This is a genomic window from Gilliamella sp. B2889 (assembly GCF_026536885.1).
Classification (GTDB): domain Bacteria; phylum Pseudomonadota; class Gammaproteobacteria; order Enterobacterales; family Orbaceae; genus Gilliamella; species Gilliamella apicola_E.
In genome coordinates this window covers 172767-191690 of sequence record NZ_JAFNNF010000001.1, presented here as the reverse complement: position 1 = coordinate 191690, position 18924 = coordinate 172767, and the positions used below count along the sequence as shown (strand labels likewise).

Below are 18924 nucleotides of genomic sequence, written 5' to 3'. Positions count from 1 at the left end.
ATTGTTTTTTAACTGTTTTTTACAGCTCACTAATCCTCGATATTATATTTGAAATATCGAGGGTTAAATAATAAATTGATTTTAAATAATATTTAAATGACTTTTTTTATCAATTTAATCAAAAGTATTCCAAATTTCGTAAATAAAAATGCGTCGTCACTTTATTTGGACCTAAACAATATTCTTTAGTCCAATCGCCGTGCTGATTATAATCACCATAAGAACACTCTTCCTTCATCTCAGCTATTCTTTGATTGTTTTCATCGAGTGCAATTTTGCCAAATTCAATTTTGTAGTCGTATTGAATTCTTTTACTCAATTGTTTTTTATCATTATAAAAATATTTATATTCTCTTAAAACAACGATGAAACTGTCAGTTTCATCGTATTTTTGAAAAATTTCTACAACCCTTTTAGAGACTAAATCGTTTTCATAATAAACTTGACTAATGAAATCCAAGTCATAGGTTGAATCTTCAATTTTTATTATTCGCCCATTAGAATCATAACCTACCAATAATTTATTATTTTTTTTAGCATCCTGATAAGAAAGAATATTTTTTTCTTGATCAAACTTGATATCAAGATTCAGGTTCTTATTTTCAGATTCATAAGTATATTTCCCATTTTTATAATCAATAACAAATTTATAATAATCTAAAGTCATTGATTCAATGAGTCCATCGGTATTTGCCGTTAAAGTTACAGGATTATCCCCTTTTATTGACTGTTCTTTAATTGGAATAGAATAGGGGGCTAAATCTATACCGGCATGAATTAAATAGCTATTTTCAACGGCTATATTGGGTGTATGATTATCTTTACATCCAAATAGCGCTAAACTTATAAGAAGAATTATTTTGATTTTCATTATTATACTCCTGTTTATTTACTTAAAGGTTAATATTCAATTTCACGTAAAACAAAGAAACTGAAATTTTCATTAGGCTTTAAGCAATAATATTTCGTCCAATCACCAAATTGATTAAAATCATAAAATTGGCATTCTAATTTTTGGTTATTTTTTGTTATATAATCATCTAAATAAATTATTTTTTTATCAATTTGATGATGATTATTATAAAAATATTCAACTTCATTTTTTGACATTAGTTTTGTTTCATCATTTTCTTTAAGTGTGGTTTCTGTAATGATTTTTTTCAAATTATTTTGGTCATAAAGAAATGTTGATACGAAGGTAATAAGATTAGGATCAGTTTTTTTTGTAAGCTTAATCAATCTTTTTTGCTCATCATATTTAGCATACCAAGCAATAGGTAGCTTTGCTTCATGAATTTCGGTCATGTTCTTGTCATTATCGAATTTCATATAAAATTCTAAAAGAAATTGATCTTGTTGCGAGAAAATCATTAAGGATTTTTGGTAATCAATATCTATTTTGACTGGAAATGCTTTATCTGATGATTGATTAAAAATAGGTTGAATTTCGGGTGAAACAACAGAGGTAATAAAACCTTGCTGATTTATAGTAAACTCTTGGTTTATGCTACCAGATAGTATTTGTTTTTTTATTGGTTTGGAAAATGGTTTAAGTTCAGGAGCTTGAAAAAATAAGTAATTATTATTAATAGCTTGCTCATTATCACTCTTTGGGTTACAGCCAATTATCAAAAATAATAAAAAGCAAATGATAGTTTTTTTCATTATGATCCTTATGTTTAAAATCTGGTCCTAATCCTAAGGATACCATTATTTTTTTAATATAATAAGGACATTGAACTCAAAAGCTTAATAATATTAAGGATACTAGTTTAACTAATTTATTGATATCCTATTTTCTTAGCGATATTTTAATCTTATTTCACATATTTCCAATTTGAATATAGATATAATTTTTTCGTATTATCCCAATAGTTATTCACCGACTATAATGACTCAATAGTCGTATCAGAATATGTTCGACTAATTTATCTTAATAGGGAGTGATAATGAAAAAATATATTTACCTGTTTATATTATTAGGATTTACATTAATTGGGTGTGACAACAAGTCAGATTCAGCTAAAAATAACCAACAAGAGAAGAAAGAAATCGTAGTTGGTTTGCCACCAAGTATGCATAATATAATGATGGAAAAAGTCGTAAAACCTGCTTTAGAACAAGAAGGTTACAAAGTTAAGATGGTAAATTTCAGTTCATTAAGGGATTCAAATACCGCTTTAGTTGAAGGAAGTATTGATCTCAATGCCGCTCAACATCAATCTTATTTAGATGTATATAATAAAGAAACTAAGAGTGATCTTGTTTCTTTAGTTCATATTCCTTCAATATCCGCGGCGCTTTTTTCACAGAAACATCATTCAATAAATGAAATTGCTGATGGACAGACAATTCTTATTCCAAATGACCCATCAAATAAAGCTCGTTCATTACAATTATTACAAAGTTTGAATTGGATCACCTTAAAACCTGAAAGTGAAGCAGGAACGTTAGATTTAAATGATATTGCAGAAAATAAGTATAATTTAAAATTTAAAGCAATATTATCTGAAATTATTCCTAGAACGCTTAATGAGGTTGATTATGCCATAATGCCTGGGGGAATAGCATGGTTAAGTCATATTCCGGCAGATAATGTTTTAGTTCAAGAAAAGTTAACTCCGAATCTTGAATTAATGGTCGTAGTTAAGAAAGAAAACTTAAATACCAAGTGGGCGCAAGATGTAAAAAAACTTTATCAATCAGATCAGCTTAGAAAATTTATTAATGAAGATCCTGACGCTAAAGGTCGCTTTATTTGGCCACAGCAGTAAATCTTTCCAAGATATCCTAATTACTATTAGGATATTTTTCATATTTTATATAACTGCTTTCAAACTTTCATTAGATCAAAAACTATTTTGTAAAGCAATTTAAAGATAAATAATTCATTTATTTTGATTTTTCACCATGATAAAATTGTTATCTCCCCAATTATGAATATAAATGAATGTGATGAAAAAAATTCAATTACCCATTTTAATTGTCTGTGGCGTTATGCTTTGTAGCTGTTCCGATGAACCTAAGTCAGTTGTTCGTATGATTGATAATCCCACTGATAATGAAATTGTAGTAGCCATTGATGGTAAAGAACTCGCTATTCCGGCTAACTCTAACACTACCTATACTTTTGAATATGGTAAGCATAATTTAGCTTATAACAATGAGTCGCTCGATTTTATCGTTAAACCAGCTAGGTTTCCTAATGATGGTTTTATTAATCCTACACAAAGCAACTATATGTTTCATACCTATATCTACGCTACTGAAAATACCAGTGACGAAGATTATGATAAGTTATATGAAAAATCTTTACGTAAAGTCTCCATTATTATAAATGGTGTAGAAGATGAAGTTGAACTACCTGTTAAAGTGATAAATGATGTTTTTATCGAAAGGGAAGATAATACTTGGGACTATTCAATCAACCAGGAAGCCCCTAATGAACTTTCTAAAAAATTTAAAACCAAAAAAGATATCCAACTTCCTAGAATTAAAGTCTATCGTGAAAAAGATTATATCACCTTATTAAAAAATGAATTTTTTGAATCCAATGAAGATCCAGAGACAGGATTTGAAGTAAGTTTTCCTAATAAACCAGTAAAATTTAATGAGATTAATCAATATGTATTCCCTAAAATTAATTTGGGTGGAATTGAATGTGATGCTGGTAAAAAATATTTAGCAGACACATTAGATAATTGGAAACAACTTTTCACTTTAAATGGTGATGACTTCGCGAGTAAATATAAAAAATTAGGTGGAGAGGAAGGCATAGATTCTTTAAGAAAATCTGATGAACTTTGCCCTAAAGAAATAGATCCAAATATGACTTATTACCAAGCATATGGTCCATTTGAAAAATTTTTAAATTTTACCCAAGATACTAATATCTATATTATCAAATAAATTTTAGTCATTGTGTAATTTATCACTACAATAATTATAAAAGGCATAATATTTTTATTATGCCTTTTATTTTATCAATAACCGTTATTCTGAATTTATTGAATTGTATTTATATTATAAAAAAAGTTGAGGAGCGGGGTTTTTGAAGTTTCAAAATCGCAATTATCCAATCTTTATATTCACAGATCATGATCCTTTCTTGAATAAAATTCGAATCGCACGAATTGTAGATAATAATATTGACCTAAATCACATAAATCATAAAAAGAATTTTGATTAAAATCGAATCAATATAATATTTATAGTGAGTTAATAAAATAAAGGAATATCTTATGAGTAAAACTAGATTGAAAATTGCAGCATTAATTGGAGGTATTATTTTTAGTGCTTCAAGTGCTTACGCATCAATTGATGATGTTAAGCAACTTAAAATCATCAGTTATAATGTTTATAACGGGATGAAGTTAGATGAGAGCGAAGGCAAGCAGAAATATATTGATTGGGCAAAAGCGCAAGATGCCGATATCATTGCCTGGCAAGAGATGAATTTCTTTACTCGAGAAAAACTTGAAAAATTTGCAGCCAGTTATGGTCACAACTACGCTGTTCTGTTAAAAGAGTCACCAGATGATCCTGCTTTTTTCCCAGTTGCCATTACCTCAAAATATCCTATCGTAAATGTGAATAAAGTGGTCGATAATTTATGGCATGGAGCGCTGTTTGCAGATGTTGGTAATTATCATTTTGTGATAACCCATATGAACCCGTTTTGGACGGCTAAGCGTATCGATGAAATTAATTTGATTATAGATTCAATTAAATACAGTCGTGATCCTAATGGAAAATGGATAATCGCGGGGGATTTGAATTCATTCTCTCCAGCAGATAAACCTGATTATGATAAAAGCACGCTTTTAGAAGATATAAAAGAAAAACAGAAGAAAAGACCAATTCTTGATAATCTGGTAAATGGCCAATTAAGCTATACCGTTCAACAAAATCTACTTGATGCGGGTTATATTGATGCATTAAAGATAAAACACAAAGAATTTATCTCAACCGCACCAACTAAAGTCTTTTATGATCAAGCATCAGTACCATTACGTTATGATTATATCTATGTCTCACCACCACTTAAAGAAAACGTGATTGATGTTAAGGTACTCAAAGATGATTTTACTGATAAGTATTCAGATCACTACCCAGTTCAAATGATTATAAAGAATAATTAATATCATCTATAGAATTAAGAACAAAACGGGCATAAGCCCGTTTTTTATGTTAATTGATTCGATAAGATCAATACACTATTTTCGGGCAACAAATACCGCTCGTATTGGAGCAGGGTAACCTTCAATCGTTTTGCTCAAATCGTTCGGATCAAGAAACTCAGCTAATGAGTCAGATTCCATCCAGTCTGTTTTGCGCTGTTCATCTAAACTGGTTTTCGATATATCAACCATTTTTATCTCTTTAAAACCACATTTATGTAGCCAATTTATCATGGTGGGGACAGATGGGATGAAATAGACATTTCGCATTTGAGCATAACGTTCACCTGGCATTAATGCTTGGTGTTCGACTCCCTCAATAACCAGGGTTTCAAGCACTAATTGTCCACCATCAACTAATTGATCTTTCAATTGGTAAAGATGATCAAGTGGCGAACGGCGATGATATAATACGCCCATTGAAAAAACCGTATCAAATGCATTTAATTTTGGCAGTTCCTCAATTCCTAAGGGTAGTAAGTGAGCTCGTTGATCATTACCTAATAGTTTTCTTACTGCTTCAAATTGGCATAAATAAAGCGCCATTGGATCAATACCAACGGCAAGTTTAGCTCCTGCGCCAACCATTCGCCACAAGTGATAACCACTATTACAACCAACATCGAGAACTGTTTTGCCCTCTAAATTTTCAATGTGATTAATTAGTCGTTCCCATTTCCAATCAGAACGCCATTCTGTATCAATATCCACACCATAAAGATGAAAAGGGCCTTTACGCCATGGCATCATGGTTTTCAATAATTGGGTGATTCTTTGCTGTTCCCCTGAAGATAACGGTTGCTCAGTTTTAGCCGTTACGCTGTGTAAGAAGTCGATTTGAAAAGGGGTAATTGCTGGCAAGTGTTTAATGCTATTTAACCATTGGCTAAAACGGTTATCTAAATTTTGCTTTTGCCAATTAGCTAGTTGTGCTGGTAATACTTCAAGCCAATTTTTAAGCTTATTTTTTGCGATAATTTGGTAAAAATCACCAAAATCAATCATTCGTTATTCCTTTGTAATTGGGTTAAATCTGATGTTATTTTATAGCAATGATGGAACCGAAATTGAAACATTGAAACCAGGTATCGACATGTTTAAATCCTGCTTTAGCAAGACGCTGTTTATGGGTTTCAATAGTATCGGTAAGCATAACGTTTTCAAGCATATTCCGTTTTTGGCTAATCTCTAGTTCACTGTAACCATTCGCTCGTTTGAAGTCATGGTGCATGTTAAATAATAATTCATCAACACTCTTATCATTAAAACTAAATTTTTCAGATAGCACTAATATGCCATTAGGGATTAATGCTTGGTAGATATTATTTAAAACACGTTGACGATTGTCTGGCGTTAGAAATTGCAAGGTAAAATTTAGGACAACCATTGAAGCATTTTGCATATTAATATTGCAAATATCTTCACATATAACATCAACAGGTGTAGTTGATTTATAGGCATCAAGGTGTTTTTTACATCGTTCTACCATTGGTAATGAATTATCAACGGCAATGATATGGCAATTTTCTTGTTTGATATTCCGACGAATTGCAAGTGATGCAGCGCCTAGCGAGCATCCCAAATCATATATCATTGAATTGGGTTGAACAAATCTTTCAGCCAACATGCCTATCATTGAGATTATATTCGAATAACCGGGAACAGAGCGTTGCACCATATCGGGAAAGACTTCGGCAACTTTTTCATCAAAAGTCCAATCGCCTAATTTATCAATTGGTGTTGAAAATAACTGATCTTTTTTGCTATTCATAAAAGTTATTGGTGCTATAGGATCTAATTCTGTTATCATACCATTTTTTGCTTTTGATTGTTCGGATAATTATGACATTTGTTGATTTTATAGCCATTTTTGCAACGATTGTTATTAGTGTGTTTGTTACATTCTATTTTGGCAAACGTTGGCAGTTTTGGTTTAATTTGAATTTAACAGGTTACTTTCGAATTATTTATTGGGGCACTGTCTGTTTTGCCGGATTATCATTAATTTTTGCCAGATTATTAGATGGTTTTATACCTTCATATATACATCTTTCTTTAATCTCCATTTCTGGATTAATGATTTGTAGCGTTTTTATAGCTACTATTTTTGATATCACCTATTGGTTTAGTAAAAAAAGATTAAAACCCAATCTATGGCTTAAGGTTAGCTTTATTATTGCTGTTGTAGCGCTGTTTTGTTTTGGGCATGAAATGGCGATAAATCCTCAAATTGTCCATTATAAAGTTGAAATTAATAAACCGGCTCATGTTGAGCATTTAAGAATTGTTCAACTTTCAGATATTCATATCAATGAACATACGTCTACCAAAATGATTCAAGAAATGGTCGAAAAGGTAAACGCTTTGGAACCTGATTTTATTGTGATAACGGGGGATACACTGGATAAGAGTTTAAAGCCTTTTTTAGAATATGGCTTTGATAAGCAGTTTCAACAATTAAAACCAAAATATGGTAGCTATATTATTTTTGGTAATCATGAATATTTAGGAATTAATGACGCTAATAATCGTGAAGATGATATTATTAATGCCTTCAAAAAAGCAAATTTGAAAGTCTTAAAAGATGACATAGTCTATCTTGATGAAGTTGGTATAACATTGATAGGGCGGGATGATTTTTCTTCATCTCGGTATGATATTAAGCGAGCTTCATTATCCGATTTAATCCTGTTTACTGATACCGAGAAACCTATAATATTGTTAGATCATCAACCAAGAAATCTTGATGAAGCCGCTGAACAAAATGTAGATTTGATGCTATCTGGACATACACATGGTGGGCAAATTTTCCCTGTTAATATTTTAGTCGCCATGATGTATAAAAATGCTAAGGGAATTTATCAAGATACTAATCATCATTTTACCAGTATCGTGAGTAGTGGTTATGGGTTTGGCGGGCCGCCAATACGATTAATGACCTGTTCTGAAATTGTTGTAATAGATGTATCATTTGCAAAAAAATCGACCTCTTAAATAGGATTCATATTTTGATTTATCAATATATTACTACGGATGAAGAATTATCTAGTTATTGTTTAAAAATTGCGAACAGCAATGCAATCGCATTAGATACGGAATTTGTTCGCACGCGAACATTTTATCCTCAATTAGGACTTATTCAGGTTTTTGATGGTAAACATGCAGCATTAATTGATCCGGTTAATATCAACAATTGGCAGGATTTTTTAGCTATTTTAGCCAATCCAACAATTGAAAAATATTTTCACTCTTGTAGTGAGGATATTGATGTGTTTCTTTCTACATTTAACTGTGTACCCACTCCAATTATAGATAGCCAAATTTTGGCATCATTCCTAGATAATCCTGTTAGCAGTGGCTATGCTAGTTTAGTTAACAAATACCTTGGCATTGAATTAGATAAAAGCGAAACTCGAACAGATTGGTTAAAACGTCCTTTGACTGAAAAACAATGTGAATATGCGATTAATGATGTGTTATATCTCTTCCAATTAATGGAAATTCTAAAAGTTAAGCTCACAACTAATCATTATTTAGATGCAGCTTATCAAGAATGTCAAAGTGCGATTGCCCGTAAATGCAAGCCGTTTGATCCTAAAGATGCTTACCTAAATATCGGAAATAGCTGGCAATTAAAAGGTGACAGCTTAGGACAATTGGCTAAGTTAGCATTATGGCGATACCAATTAGCCAAATCTGAAAATATTGCATTAAATTTTGTTATACATGAAGCTGTTTTATTTAAGATTGCCCGTTTCCAACCTTCGTCGTTAGCTGAACTTGATAAATTAGGAATGAAAGGGAAAGAAGTTCGGCTATATGGTCCAACCATTTTGGAAATATTGCAGGAACCTATACCGAATATTCCACCAATTAAACGAATGAATAGTTATCCAAATTACAAAGAAACTTCTGATTTATTAAAGCAAATCACTGAAAATATTTCATCACAGACTGGACTTAGCCGTGAATTAATTATATCAAAACGGTTAATCAATCAATATATAAAATGGAAAATAGATAAAAACGAAAGTATGCCTGAAATATTATCTGGGTGGAGAAAACCACTATTTGAACAATATGGCTTATTAAATTGATCAATATCTAGGGTGTCAAATGAAATTGACACCACGTTATTTAAGCAAGTTCACTTAGCATCGATTCAACAATTTTAGATGATTGAGCTGCGGCTAACTTTAAAAAGGATTGAAAATCAATTGCTGATTCATTATCCCCATTGTCTGAAATCGCTCTAACCACTACAAAAGGAACTTTAAATAACCAACAAACATGGCCGATCGCAGCAGCTTCCATTTCAACGGCAATTGCGTCAGGATAAGTTTGCTTAATTCGTTCTAGATTACTTTTTCCATTAATAAAAGCGTCTCCACTACCGATTGAACCAGCCACGGCATTGACACCCTGTTTTTTGATACAAGCTTCGGCTAATGATCGATAGTTTTCATCAGCAGGAAACGAAACAGGGCAACCAGACATTTGGCCCGGCTTATATCCAAAAGCAGTTAGATCCACATCATGATAAAAAACATCTTTTGATACAATAATATCACCGATACTGAGCTTAGTTGAAAGCCCACCAGCTGAGCCAGTGTTAATTACCGCATCAACTTGGTAATTATTTAAAAGCAGGGTAGTTCCGGATGCCGCAGCTACTTTACCGATACCTGATTGTAATAATACGATGTCGCAATTAGCAATTTTGCCAATGTGAAAATCACATCCTAAATGATGTTCTAATTGATAATCAGTAATTTGACTTTTTAGTATTGCAACTTCTTCTTCCATTGCTGCGATAATAGCAATTTTCATAAGGACCTCTAAGTGTTTATTAGCCGTATATTTGTTTTAAATGTGCTATCATAATTGCCATAAGTGAACTTGACAATAAATGAATCATAACGGAGATAAAATTTGCGTACAATTTTTATAACAGGTTGCTCAAGCGGTATTGGCTTGATTTCAGCAATAGCATTAAAAAAGCGAGGTTATCGTGTTATTGCTTCTTGCCGTAAAGTTGAAGACCAAAAAAAATTAGTCGAGCAAGGTTTTGAAACCGTTCTTTTAGATTTGGATGATCCAGACTCTGTTACTCAAGCTGCACAGGAAGTTTTAACTTTAAGTGAAGGTAAATTATATGCTTTATTTAATAATGCCGGATTTGGGGTATATGGTCGATTAAACACCATCAGTCGAGCGCAGTTAGAGTCACAGTTTTCAACAAATTTTTTTGGTGTACATCAATTAACTCAATTATTGTTACCGGCAATGCTAGAGCAAAATGAAGGAAGAATTATTCAAACAAGCTCTATTGTTGGAATTGTTGCAACCTCAGGGAGAGGAGCTTATTCAGCCAGTAAATACGCCTTAGAAGCATGGTCTGATGTATTAAGGTTAGAATTAGCTAAAACGAATATAAAGGTTTGTTTAATCGAACCTGGTCCATTAAAAACCTATTTTTCAAATAATGTGAATCAAACCGAAAAAGAGAATATTGTAAAAAATCCACCAATTGCTAGACGTTTTACCTTAGCTCCCGAAGCTGTTTTACCCTATCTTTATCATGCATTGGAGCACGATAAGCCAAAAATACGTTACAGGGTAACTAAAGTAACGAAGTTAGCAGCGATAGCTAAACGTTTGCTTCCCGACAGATTAATGGATAAAATTTTAGAAAATAAGTAATAAATTAAATTATTCATAGGATAAATTATGTCAAATCAATTTATTTTTGATGTTAACGAACAGAATATTCAAGAAATTGTCGAAAAATCGACAAATACTCACGTGTTATTCTACTTTTGGTCACCAAGAAGTCCAAATCATCAAGAGATGACAAACACGCTAACAAAATTAGCGACAGAGCATCAAGGACAATTTATTTTAGCCAGCGTAAATTGTGATGAGCAACAAATGCTTGCAGCACAATTTGGTTTAAGAGCGATTCCAACAGTTTATATGTTCCAAAATGGGCAGCCAGTTGATGGTTTTCAAGGTCCACAAAGTGAAGATCAAATTAAAGCATTTTTAGCCAAAATCTTACCTAATGAAGATGAATTAAAACTTGTTGAAGCTCAAAAATTATTTAATGAAGGGTTATATGACCAAGCTTTACCTTTATTAAAACAAGCATGGACGACGCTAACCGATCACTTAGGCAAACCAAGATCAGATATCGCATTAATGTTAGCTAAAGCGCAAATTGAACAAAAGCAACTTAACGATGCTAAAGAAGTTTTAGCAACAATTCCGCTACAAGACCAAGATTCGGCTTTTCATGGATTACAAGCTGAGATTGAGTTACTTGAACAAGCGGCAAATTCACCAGAATTACAGCAGTTGCAAGCTGAATTGGTCAAACAACCTGACAATATTGAATTAATGATCCAACTTTCATCACAATTGATGCAAGTAGGGCGACACGAAGAGGCTTTAGAGCTACTATTCAAACCGTTAACAAAAGATCTAAATGCGGGAGATGGTCAAGTTAAGAAAACATTACTTGATCTGTTAGCTGCATTGGGTACTAATAACGCTTTAGCTAGTAGTTATCGTCGTAAGCTTTATACGCTATTATATTAAGAAATATTTAATTGATTTCTGGCGATGGTAATAGCTTGGCATTAATTCATAAAAAATTTTATGAGCCTCTATTGAAACTTTGGAAAGTTAAAAGATATCAAAAGAAAGTTGATAGATTAGAAGGATGAAATGAAGAGATTCAACAGTTTTGTTGAATCTCTTTTTTTATTTAATGTTCGATAATACGAGGAAAGTTTTCGTTACTACGAAGGGTTAAAACCTCAACCCCGTTATCGGTTACTAAAATAGTGTGCTCATATTGAGCTGAAAGTCCATGGTCTTTAGTTTTAACGGTCCAACCATCTTTCATTGTACGTGTACGCCAATCGCCAGTATTCACCATCGGTTCAATCGTAAAAGTCATACCTGGTTTTAAAATTACGCCACCATCATCAGCATCATAATGTAATACTTGAGGCTCATCATGATATACCTCACCAATACCATGACCACAATATTCACGAACTGAAGAAAATCCAAATTTATCAACATATTTTTGAATAGCTTTACCGATTTCTCTCAATCGAATTCCTGGTTTTATGATTTTAATCGCTTCGTATAAGCTCTCTTGTGTAACTTGGCAAAGTTTTTCGCCAGCGACAGTGGGTTTACCTGCAATGTACATTTTTGAAGTATCCCCATGATAACCATCTTTGATCACAGTTACATCTATATTAAGAATATCACCATCTTTTAATTTTTTATCAAAACTTGGAATACCATGACACACCACGTCGTTAATGGATATACAACTTGTATGTTTAAATCCATGATAACCAATATTGGCAGGAATAGCTTTTTGTACATTTACAATATGTTCATAACAAATTTTATCGAGTTCACCAGTAGTAATTCCTGGTTTAACATACGGCTCGATCATCTCTAAAACTTCAGCAGCTAATTTGCCTGCAATACGCATTTTTTCAATTTCGGCGGGAGTTTTTAACTTAATAGACATTAACGTGTTCCTGTAATTTTAATGGCAATATCCTATCATATACCGTTGTTTCTTTAAAGCATAGAGGTGGATAATTCCTCTTGATTAAAAGTTTAAATTTTACGAAAAAAAAGTTGAGGAACGGGGTTTTTGTGTATAAAAAATGAAAACTAATACAGCTTGAAACCGTTTAATTATATAATAAAACATTATAAAAAAAGGTTTCAATATGATGCAATGTAGCTATTATCAAGAAAAAAAATGTTTGTCTTGTCATAAAATTAATCAACCATATCATTCTCAATTAACTGAGAAACAAAGTCATTTGTTGGAGAAATTAGCTGATTTTAATCCTAAACAAGTTAACGATCCGTATGCGAGTCCTGAATCAGGGTTTCGTAATAAAGCTAAAATGGCTGTGCTGGGTACGGTTGAAAAACCAATTTTAGGCATCCAAAATGGTAATGATGCGATTGATTTGTGCGATTGCCCGCTTTATAGCTCGAACATGCAAAATATTCTAAAATTGGTTCGTACTTATATTCGTAAGCAAGGATTAGTTCCCTATAATATCAACAAGCGAAAAGGGGAGTTAAAATTCGTTATCATTACAGAAAGCATTATTGATAATAACAGCCATTTTATGCTGCGATTTGTATTGAAATCACATAAATTTTTAGAAAAAATTAAAAATAGTTACCACAACTTGCAAATAAATAACTTAGAAGTTGTTACTATCAACATCCAACCTAACCATGCAGCGATATTAGAGGGGGAAGAAGAACTGATTTTAACCGATAACCCTTTTTTAGCGTTCCAATTCAATCAGATACCTTTATATATTAAATCTAAAAGTTTCTTTCAAACAAATAGTTACATTGCAGAAAAACTCTATCAAACGGCTAGTGATTGGGTTGCAAACTTAAATGTTAACTCAATATGGGATCTATTTTGTGGAGTAGGTGGTTTTGGTTTGCATTGTATCGGTCATTCTAATAATGAAAAGATCCAATTGACTGGCATTGAAATTAGTTCTGATGCCATTGAGTGCGCAACAAAATCCGCTGAAAAACTTGGTTATGATAAACTCGATTTTAAATCGTTAGATGCCACTAAATATGTAAACAATGAAAAAGGTATCCCTGATTTAGTCTTACTTAATCCTCCAAGGCGCGGGGCTGGTAAATCACTCATTCAATACTTAGATAATATAAAACCGAAATATATATTATATTCAAGTTGTAACTTAGCATCTATGGTAGAAGATTTGCAGCTTTTAAGCGATTATCAAATGACTAAAGCCCAATTGTTCGACATGTTTCCGCACACTTCACACATGGAAGTTTTGGTTTTGTTAGAAAAATACAAATAGTTATTTACTGATTTAGGCTATTAATGACTAATATTTATATTAGTTATTAATAACTATTGGTCTAGATTTGCTTCTCTATTCAACCTCATTGATATTAATCGCTCATTTTAATATTTAGCCTTTCACATTAAAGCTAATGATAATCATTATCTAATATAAATGATAATTATTCTCATTGATCATATTTTTTATTTTTGCTAGATTAATTAGTAAAAAATGATAATTATCAAATATTGGGAATTAATTTGAGCAGTTTATTAATATAACTTTGTGGTGAAAAATGAAAATAAATAAAATCTTTTTAACCGTTTTGACTGCTTCAATCTCCTTCTCAGTATTTGCTGCTGATGATGAATTGGAAACTATGACGGTTACGGCTAGTAGACAAAAAAGAGCCAAATTAGCTATTCCAGAAACCGTTGATGTTATCTCTAGAAAGAATATAGATGATCATCAAATGTCAACAATGGAAGATTTAGTTAGATATTTACCGGGAATATCAGTTAATCGGCAAACTTCAGGGACTGACCCTTTTGGTAATTTAGGCAGTATTAGAATACGTGGTATGGCGGGTAACCGTATTCAAATGCAAGTTGACGGTTCAAGAGTGATTGAAAGCATCCAAGACGGCAATAGAAATTTTATTGATTTAGCAAATATAAAAGCTGTTGAAGTCATTCGTGGACCTGGCTCGGTATTATGGGGGGCAGATGCTGTTGGTGGGGTAGTTGCGTTTAAAACCATAGATCCGAGTGATTTACTTAAAGGTAAATCTTATGCTGTTCGAGTAAGTGGCGGTTATGATAGTTTAAATAAACAAAATACCAAAACGAGTATGTTAGCGCTTGAATTGATGCCTAACTTAGAAGGATTGATCAGTTTTAGTCGAAGAGATTACCAAGAAACCAAGTTAACTAAAGCTAAAGCAAATGGCGGTATTTGGGGCTGTCCACGTGGCGCAGATGCTATTAAATGTAATAAATTAAATCCGTTGGATGCTAAAGCTGAAAATATGTTAACCAAATTGGTTTATCGTAATGATACTCGAGAAACAAAGTTAGTATTTGAGAATTTCCGTTCTAATTCGTATGTAAAACAGATGTATGATTATGGATTACAAACCAATGGAACATTCAACGGGGATTATCAAAGAACACAAATTCAAACTCGTAAAAGGTTTGCGATTGATGATAGTTGGACTCCCGAAATAAGCTTTATCGATCAAATCAAAACCATGTTCTCTTACTCGCCGCAAGAACGTTATTTAAAATCGCATCGTCAACAAAAAGATCGAAGACAAACACCGATTTATACTTATACCACGAATGATTATAAAGAAAAGTTTTGGCAGTTGGATCTTCAGTTAAATTCAAACGTTGATTTTTTCAATACAACGCATGATTTAATTTATGGTTTTCAAGGGGATATTACCCGTAGCAATTATCGTAATGAGAACACAAAAAATGGCGTAAAAACCATAGGTGGCGGATTTAATTTTGCTAACGCTAAAACGCAGCGTGCAGATATTTATCTTCAAGATGAATTTCACTTTATATCAGAAAATTTAAAAATTAAACCAGGTTTACGATATGCAACGTATAAAATTAAACCCAATACGGATAGCCATTATGCGGTGGTTAAAGGCAAAGAACCTCGTGATTTGAGTTCACATCGCCTCATTCCGCAGTTAGGCATATTATATAACATCACTGATCAATACTCTGTTTATGCCCGTTATGCTGAAGGATTCAAAATGCCAACGGCTCAACAGCTTTATACCTCATTGCCTTCGGTAACAATGAATCTGATTCCTAACCCTAAACTAAAACCAGAAAAAGTGAAATCTTATGAGACCGGCATCAGAGGCGATTTTTCAGAAGGTTGGTTTAGTGTAGGCTTATTCAAAGCTGATTATAGCAACTATATCAAGAATTTCATTCGGGTTGGACCGAAGGATTATACCTACAAAAATTTATCCAATGTTAATCTATGGGGCATTGAAACATCGGGCGAGTGGCATTTTGCGCCAAATTGGACTTTGAATGCTTCAAGCTCATATCAATATGGAAAAAAACAAGATTCCCCCTGTGATAAAAGAACTTATTTTAATGAAGCCATGCCTCTGCAAGGTAATATCGGTTTGAAATGGAATGTTCCCGATTTTAATTTTGATACTGAAGTCGTCGGCACTTTTTCCAAAGCGGTATCTCACGTTTCTAGGGATAAATCCTCATCAGATGAAATATTTAAGCCAAGCGGTTATGCAGTCTATGATGCCTATTTAAATTGGCACCCTAGCAAAAATATTACTATTCGGGGATCGGTGTTAAATATATTTGACCGCCGTTATTTTAAATGGCCGATGTTTAGTAGTTATTATAAAAATCCACAAAATAATGTAAAAGTGACGAATCCTATCGAGCTTCAAACCGCACCGGGAAGAACTTTTGCAGTTAGTGCGGTTATTAATTTTTAATCATTAAAGTTAAAAACTTCTGTCAAATTGATAATTGGCAGAAGTTGATGTAGAAAAAAGGCAGTTTTGAGAGTATAAGTTGTGCAAATATTGAAAAATATAATCTTGCTTATGAAGCTTTGCTTCAAAACAAGACAAGGTAAATATGGTTACTGTTATGCTTTAATTATTATTTGTTTAAATATTGTTTTAATTAAAATTAGTCTTGAAATGATTAATTGGAATAAAAACTTTTTTAATGCATTAGAAAAATATGACATGCAAGGCGTTATTACCCAATTAATCGTTTTTGTGTTATTAACTATTTCGGGGGCAATAACTTACTTAATAATTGAATTTTTAAGAAAAACCTTAGTGATTACATGGCGCAAGGTTTTAAATGATTCGATACTTGATAAATGGCTGAATAACAAGGCATATTGGTATTTAAATCAAGACCAAATTGATAATCCTGATCAGCGTATTTCTGAAGACTGTCTGCTATTTATTGAGCGATTAACAAATGAAGGCTTTTCGCTGATTACTCAATGTATAGGTCTGTTTTCCTATTTTATGCTTTTGTGGCAAATTACCGATAATTTTGTTTTAAATTTTAGTCTATTCAATATTGATATAAGTATTTCTCATTATTTAATTTGGCTAGCACCAATCTATGTATTATTCACTTCTTGCATCGCTCACATGCTGGGACGCCCATTAAAAAACTTATTAATTGAACAACAACACTTAGAGGCAAATTATCGTTTTGCCTTAACTCGATTTCGTGAATCGAAAGAGCCAATCGCGTTAGCGAATGGTGAAAAAGTGGAGAAACAACAATTTGAACAGCATTTCAATCATATTATCAAAAATTGGTATTTATTAATCAAACGTCAACTTATTTTAGGCTGTTTTACACGGCCTTATTATTTAACGGTGTTAAGTGTGCCTATTTTCTTTTCTTTGCCTATCTATTTAATTGGTAAAGTTAGCTTAGGTTCTTTAATGCAAATTAGTAAATCATTTAGTAATGTTGTGACTAACTTGTCTTGGTTTATTTTCAATTATACTAAACTTGCCGAACTTATTGCATGTAGTTATCGTTTAACCCAATTTTTTGAAAAAGCTAATCAAGCTGCTCATCAATATCAATCAGCTAGCCAATTAGAGATTAATCAAGATGCATTTTCGATTGAAGATTTAACTATAAAAAAACCGGATGGCACTGTTTTATTAACACTACCCAATCTTTATCTTAATAAAGGCGATTCGGTTGTTATATCCGGTGCATCGGGTATAGGTAAATCAACATTTTTCAAAGTAATTTCTGGCCTTTATCCCAATTTTGAGGGGGTGATTAAAATGCCAAAATTAAAGACATTATTTTTATCGCAAAATGCCTATTTTCCGGTTGGGGGATTAGCTCATGCAATAAGCTATCCGCAACCTTTGTTTGAAAAAGATTTAAGTTTGATTAAGCAACTTCTATTAAAAGTTTGTTTTTCTACAGAATTTATCGATAGAAATTTACTCAGTGATAATTTAAAAACACTTTCCGGTGGTGAAAAGCAACGACTAATGATTGCAAGAATTTTAATGCATAAACCTGATTGGATTTTTATGGATGAAACAACCAATGCGTTAGATAAGCAGTCAGAAAAACAATTGCTGAAATTGTTAAAGACAAACCTACCGACAAGTAGTTTTATTATAATTTCTCATACTGATATTTCGAACTATTTTGATAAATGCATCCAATTGAATTTATAACAATGAAGTTAATAAGTTAACTGAATAGACAAACAAGGAGTAATTATGGCTGAGTCCAAAAATGATGTTGTTGAAAGTACAATAGAAAATTTACATGAAACAATTCGCACAATTATATTATCAACAATGACTAAAAATGGTGAAGTAGATACGAGTTATTCACCTTATTTTTTTGATGGAAAAGATTATTACGTTTTAATATCAGATCTCGCCCCTCATAGTCAAAATATGAAAGATAATGCAAATCTCTCTTTTTTAATTATTGATGATGAATGCAATACCAAGAATATTTATGCTCGTAGACGACTATCGTTCCGTGCAACAACAAGCATTGTTGAAAGAGAATCTGAGCTTTTTGATAACATCATTGACCAACTTGCTAAAAGGGTAAGTAAAATGGTGTATATGTTAGCGGAAATGAAAGATTTCAATTTGTTTAAAATCACACCAACAGTCGGTAGATTAGTTTTAGGTTTTGGAAAAACCTATATTGTTGATCATCAGAATAATCTTATCACACCGGTCGATGAGGATTATGTCGCTAATCAAAAAATTGAACAAGCCAATAAATAAGCTGATTCATTAGCAAAGTTACTAACCATTATCTATC

At 32.3% G+C, this 18924-nt stretch carries 17 protein-coding genes; 11 read left to right on the top strand and 6 right to left on the bottom strand.

The window, feature by feature from the left end; all coding sequences use genetic code 11:
• Window positions 1-118: 118 nt before the first annotated feature.
• The gene (locus J3U09_RS00880; RefSeq protein WP_267356720.1) at window positions 119-871 is read right to left on the bottom strand and encodes a hypothetical protein; all 753 of its coding nucleotides are present in this window, start codon (window positions 869-871) and stop codon (window positions 119-121) included.
• A 29-nt stretch (window positions 872-900) separates the two neighbouring features.
• Entirely contained in the window at window positions 901-1665 is a 765-nt protein-coding gene (locus J3U09_RS00875; protein WP_267356718.1) for a hypothetical protein, read from the bottom strand.
• Window positions 1666-1949: 284 nt separating this feature from the next.
• Here J3U09_RS00875 and J3U09_RS00870 point away from each other — a divergent pair, with 284 nt between their 5' ends.
• From J3U09_RS00870 to J3U09_RS00860, 3 genes are all read left to right on the top strand, one after another.
• Window positions 1950-2774, top strand: a complete 825-nt coding sequence (locus tag J3U09_RS00870; RefSeq protein WP_220226059.1) for a MetQ/NlpA family ABC transporter substrate-binding protein — start codon at window positions 1950-1952, stop codon at window positions 2772-2774.
• 181 nt (window positions 2775-2955) lie between these two features.
• On the top strand, window positions 2956-3909 hold the full coding sequence (locus J3U09_RS00865; protein WP_267356716.1) for a hypothetical protein: 954 nt from the start codon (window positions 2956-2958) through the stop codon (window positions 3907-3909).
• Window positions 3910-4241: 332 nt separating this feature from the next.
• Window positions 4242-5141, top strand: a complete 900-nt coding sequence (locus J3U09_RS00860; RefSeq protein WP_267356714.1) for an endonuclease/exonuclease/phosphatase family protein — start codon at window positions 4242-4244, stop codon at window positions 5139-5141.
• A gap of 75 nt (window positions 5142-5216) precedes the next feature.
• Here J3U09_RS00860 and cmoB read toward each other — a convergent pair whose 3' ends face one another.
• Window positions 5217-6185, bottom strand: coding sequence for a tRNA 5-methoxyuridine(34)/uridine 5-oxyacetic acid(34) synthase CmoB (cmoB, locus tag J3U09_RS00855; protein ID WP_220226056.1), 969 nt, complete (start codon window positions 6183-6185; stop codon window positions 5217-5219).
• A gap of 34 nt (window positions 6186-6219) precedes the next feature.
• Window positions 6220-6990 (bottom strand): carboxy-S-adenosyl-L-methionine synthase CmoA, encoded by a 771-nt coding sequence (gene cmoA, locus J3U09_RS00850; protein WP_065734141.1) that lies wholly within the window; start codon window positions 6988-6990, stop codon window positions 6220-6222.
• Between the two features lie 32 nt (window positions 6991-7022).
• Here cmoA and J3U09_RS00845 point away from each other — a divergent pair, with 32 nt between their 5' ends.
• Complete coding sequence (locus J3U09_RS00845; protein WP_267356712.1) at window positions 7023-8174, top strand: metallophosphoesterase; 1152 nt, start codon at window positions 7023-7025, stop codon at window positions 8172-8174.
• A 14-nt stretch (window positions 8175-8188) separates the two neighbouring features.
• Window positions 8189-9277, top strand: coding sequence for a ribonuclease D (gene rnd / locus J3U09_RS00840; protein WP_065562849.1), 1089 nt, complete (start codon window positions 8189-8191; stop codon window positions 9275-9277).
• Window positions 9278-9317: 40 nt separating this feature from the next.
• Here the strand turns inward: rnd and J3U09_RS00835 are convergent, their stop codons facing one another.
• On the bottom strand, window positions 9318-10010 hold the full coding sequence (locus J3U09_RS00835; RefSeq protein ID WP_220226053.1) for a 5'-methylthioadenosine/adenosylhomocysteine nucleosidase: 693 nt from the start codon (window positions 10008-10010) through the stop codon (window positions 9318-9320).
• 102 nt (window positions 10011-10112) lie between these two features.
• Here J3U09_RS00835 and J3U09_RS00830 point away from each other — a divergent pair, with 102 nt between their 5' ends.
• Together J3U09_RS00830 and J3U09_RS00825 are read left to right on the top strand one after the other, a co-directional pair.
• The gene (locus J3U09_RS00830; RefSeq protein WP_267356710.1) at window positions 10113-10883 is read left to right on the top strand and encodes an SDR family oxidoreductase; all 771 of its coding nucleotides are present in this window, start codon (window positions 10113-10115) and stop codon (window positions 10881-10883) included.
• A 27-nt stretch (window positions 10884-10910) separates the two neighbouring features.
• Window positions 10911-11780: a co-chaperone YbbN gene (locus J3U09_RS00825; RefSeq protein ID WP_267356708.1), complete on the top strand. Its 870-nt coding sequence runs from the start codon at window positions 10911-10913 to the stop codon at window positions 11778-11780.
• A gap of 169 nt (window positions 11781-11949) precedes the next feature.
• On the opposite strand, the gene map is transcribed toward J3U09_RS00825, so the two are convergent.
• Entirely contained in the window at window positions 11950-12738 is a 789-nt protein-coding gene (gene map, locus J3U09_RS00820) for a type I methionyl aminopeptidase (RefSeq protein WP_220226051.1), read from the bottom strand.
• Window positions 12739-12946: 208 nt separating this feature from the next.
• Here map and rlmC point away from each other — a divergent pair, with 208 nt between their 5' ends.
• The 4 genes from rlmC to J3U09_RS00800 all read left to right on the top strand — a co-directional run bounded on the left by rlmC (window position 12947) and on the right by J3U09_RS00800 (window position 18887).
• Window positions 12947-14089, top strand: a complete 1143-nt coding sequence (gene rlmC, locus J3U09_RS00815; protein WP_267356706.1) for a 23S rRNA (uracil(747)-C(5))-methyltransferase RlmC — start codon at window positions 12947-12949, stop codon at window positions 14087-14089.
• A 280-nt stretch (window positions 14090-14369) separates the two neighbouring features.
• Window positions 14370-16565, top strand: a complete 2196-nt coding sequence (locus J3U09_RS00810; protein ID WP_267356704.1) for a TonB-dependent hemoglobin/transferrin/lactoferrin family receptor — start codon at window positions 14370-14372, stop codon at window positions 16563-16565.
• Window positions 16566-16655: 90 nt separating this feature from the next.
• Window positions 16656-18314: an ABC transporter ATP-binding protein/permease gene (locus J3U09_RS00805; RefSeq protein WP_267356702.1), complete on the top strand. Its 1659-nt coding sequence runs from the start codon at window positions 16656-16658 to the stop codon at window positions 18312-18314.
• A 45-nt stretch (window positions 18315-18359) separates the two neighbouring features.
• Window positions 18360-18887: a HugZ family protein gene (locus J3U09_RS00800; RefSeq protein ID WP_065562842.1), complete on the top strand. Its 528-nt coding sequence runs from the start codon at window positions 18360-18362 to the stop codon at window positions 18885-18887.
• Window positions 18888-18924 lie beyond the last annotated feature (37 nt).

Bases quoted from the DNA above. Each gene is read 5' to 3' on its own strand.
- J3U09_RS00880 (WP_267356720.1), bottom strand. From the start codon at position 871: ATGAAAATCAAAATAATTCTTCTTATAAGTTTAGCGCTATTTGGATGT.
- J3U09_RS00875 (WP_267356718.1), bottom strand. From the start codon at position 1,665: ATGAAAAAAACTATCATTTGCTTTTTATTATTTTTGATAATTGGCTGT.
- J3U09_RS00870 (WP_220226059.1), top strand. From the start codon at position 1,950: ATGAAAAAATATATTTACCTGTTTATATTATTAGGATTTACATTAATT.
- J3U09_RS00865 (WP_267356716.1), top strand. From the start codon at position 2,956: ATGAAAAAAATTCAATTACCCATTTTAATTGTCTGTGGCGTTATGCTT.
- J3U09_RS00860 (WP_267356714.1), top strand. From the start codon at position 4,242: ATGAGTAAAACTAGATTGAAAATTGCAGCATTAATTGGAGGTATTATT.
- cmoB (WP_220226056.1), bottom strand. From the start codon at position 6,185: ATGATTGATTTTGGTGATTTTTACCAAATTATCGCAAAAAATAAGCTT.
- cmoA (WP_065734141.1), bottom strand. From the start codon at position 6,990: ATGATAACAGAATTAGATCCTATAGCACCAATAACTTTTATGAATAGC.
- J3U09_RS00845 (WP_267356712.1), top strand. From the start codon at position 7,023: ATGACATTTGTTGATTTTATAGCCATTTTTGCAACGATTGTTATTAGT.
- J3U09_RS00835 (WP_220226053.1), bottom strand. From the start codon at position 10,010: ATGAAAATTGCTATTATCGCAGCAATGGAAGAAGAAGTTGCAATACTA.
- J3U09_RS00825 (WP_267356708.1), top strand. From the start codon at position 10,911: ATGTCAAATCAATTTATTTTTGATGTTAACGAACAGAATATTCAAGAA.
- map (WP_220226051.1), bottom strand. From the start codon at position 12,738: ATGTCTATTAAGTTAAAAACTCCCGCCGAAATTGAAAAAATGCGTATT.
- rlmC (WP_267356706.1), top strand. From the start codon at position 12,947: ATGATGCAATGTAGCTATTATCAAGAAAAAAAATGTTTGTCTTGTCAT.
- J3U09_RS00810 (WP_267356704.1), top strand. From the start codon at position 14,370: ATGAAAATAAATAAAATCTTTTTAACCGTTTTGACTGCTTCAATCTCC.
- J3U09_RS00800 (WP_065562842.1), top strand. From the start codon at position 18,360: ATGGCTGAGTCCAAAAATGATGTTGTTGAAAGTACAATAGAAAATTTA.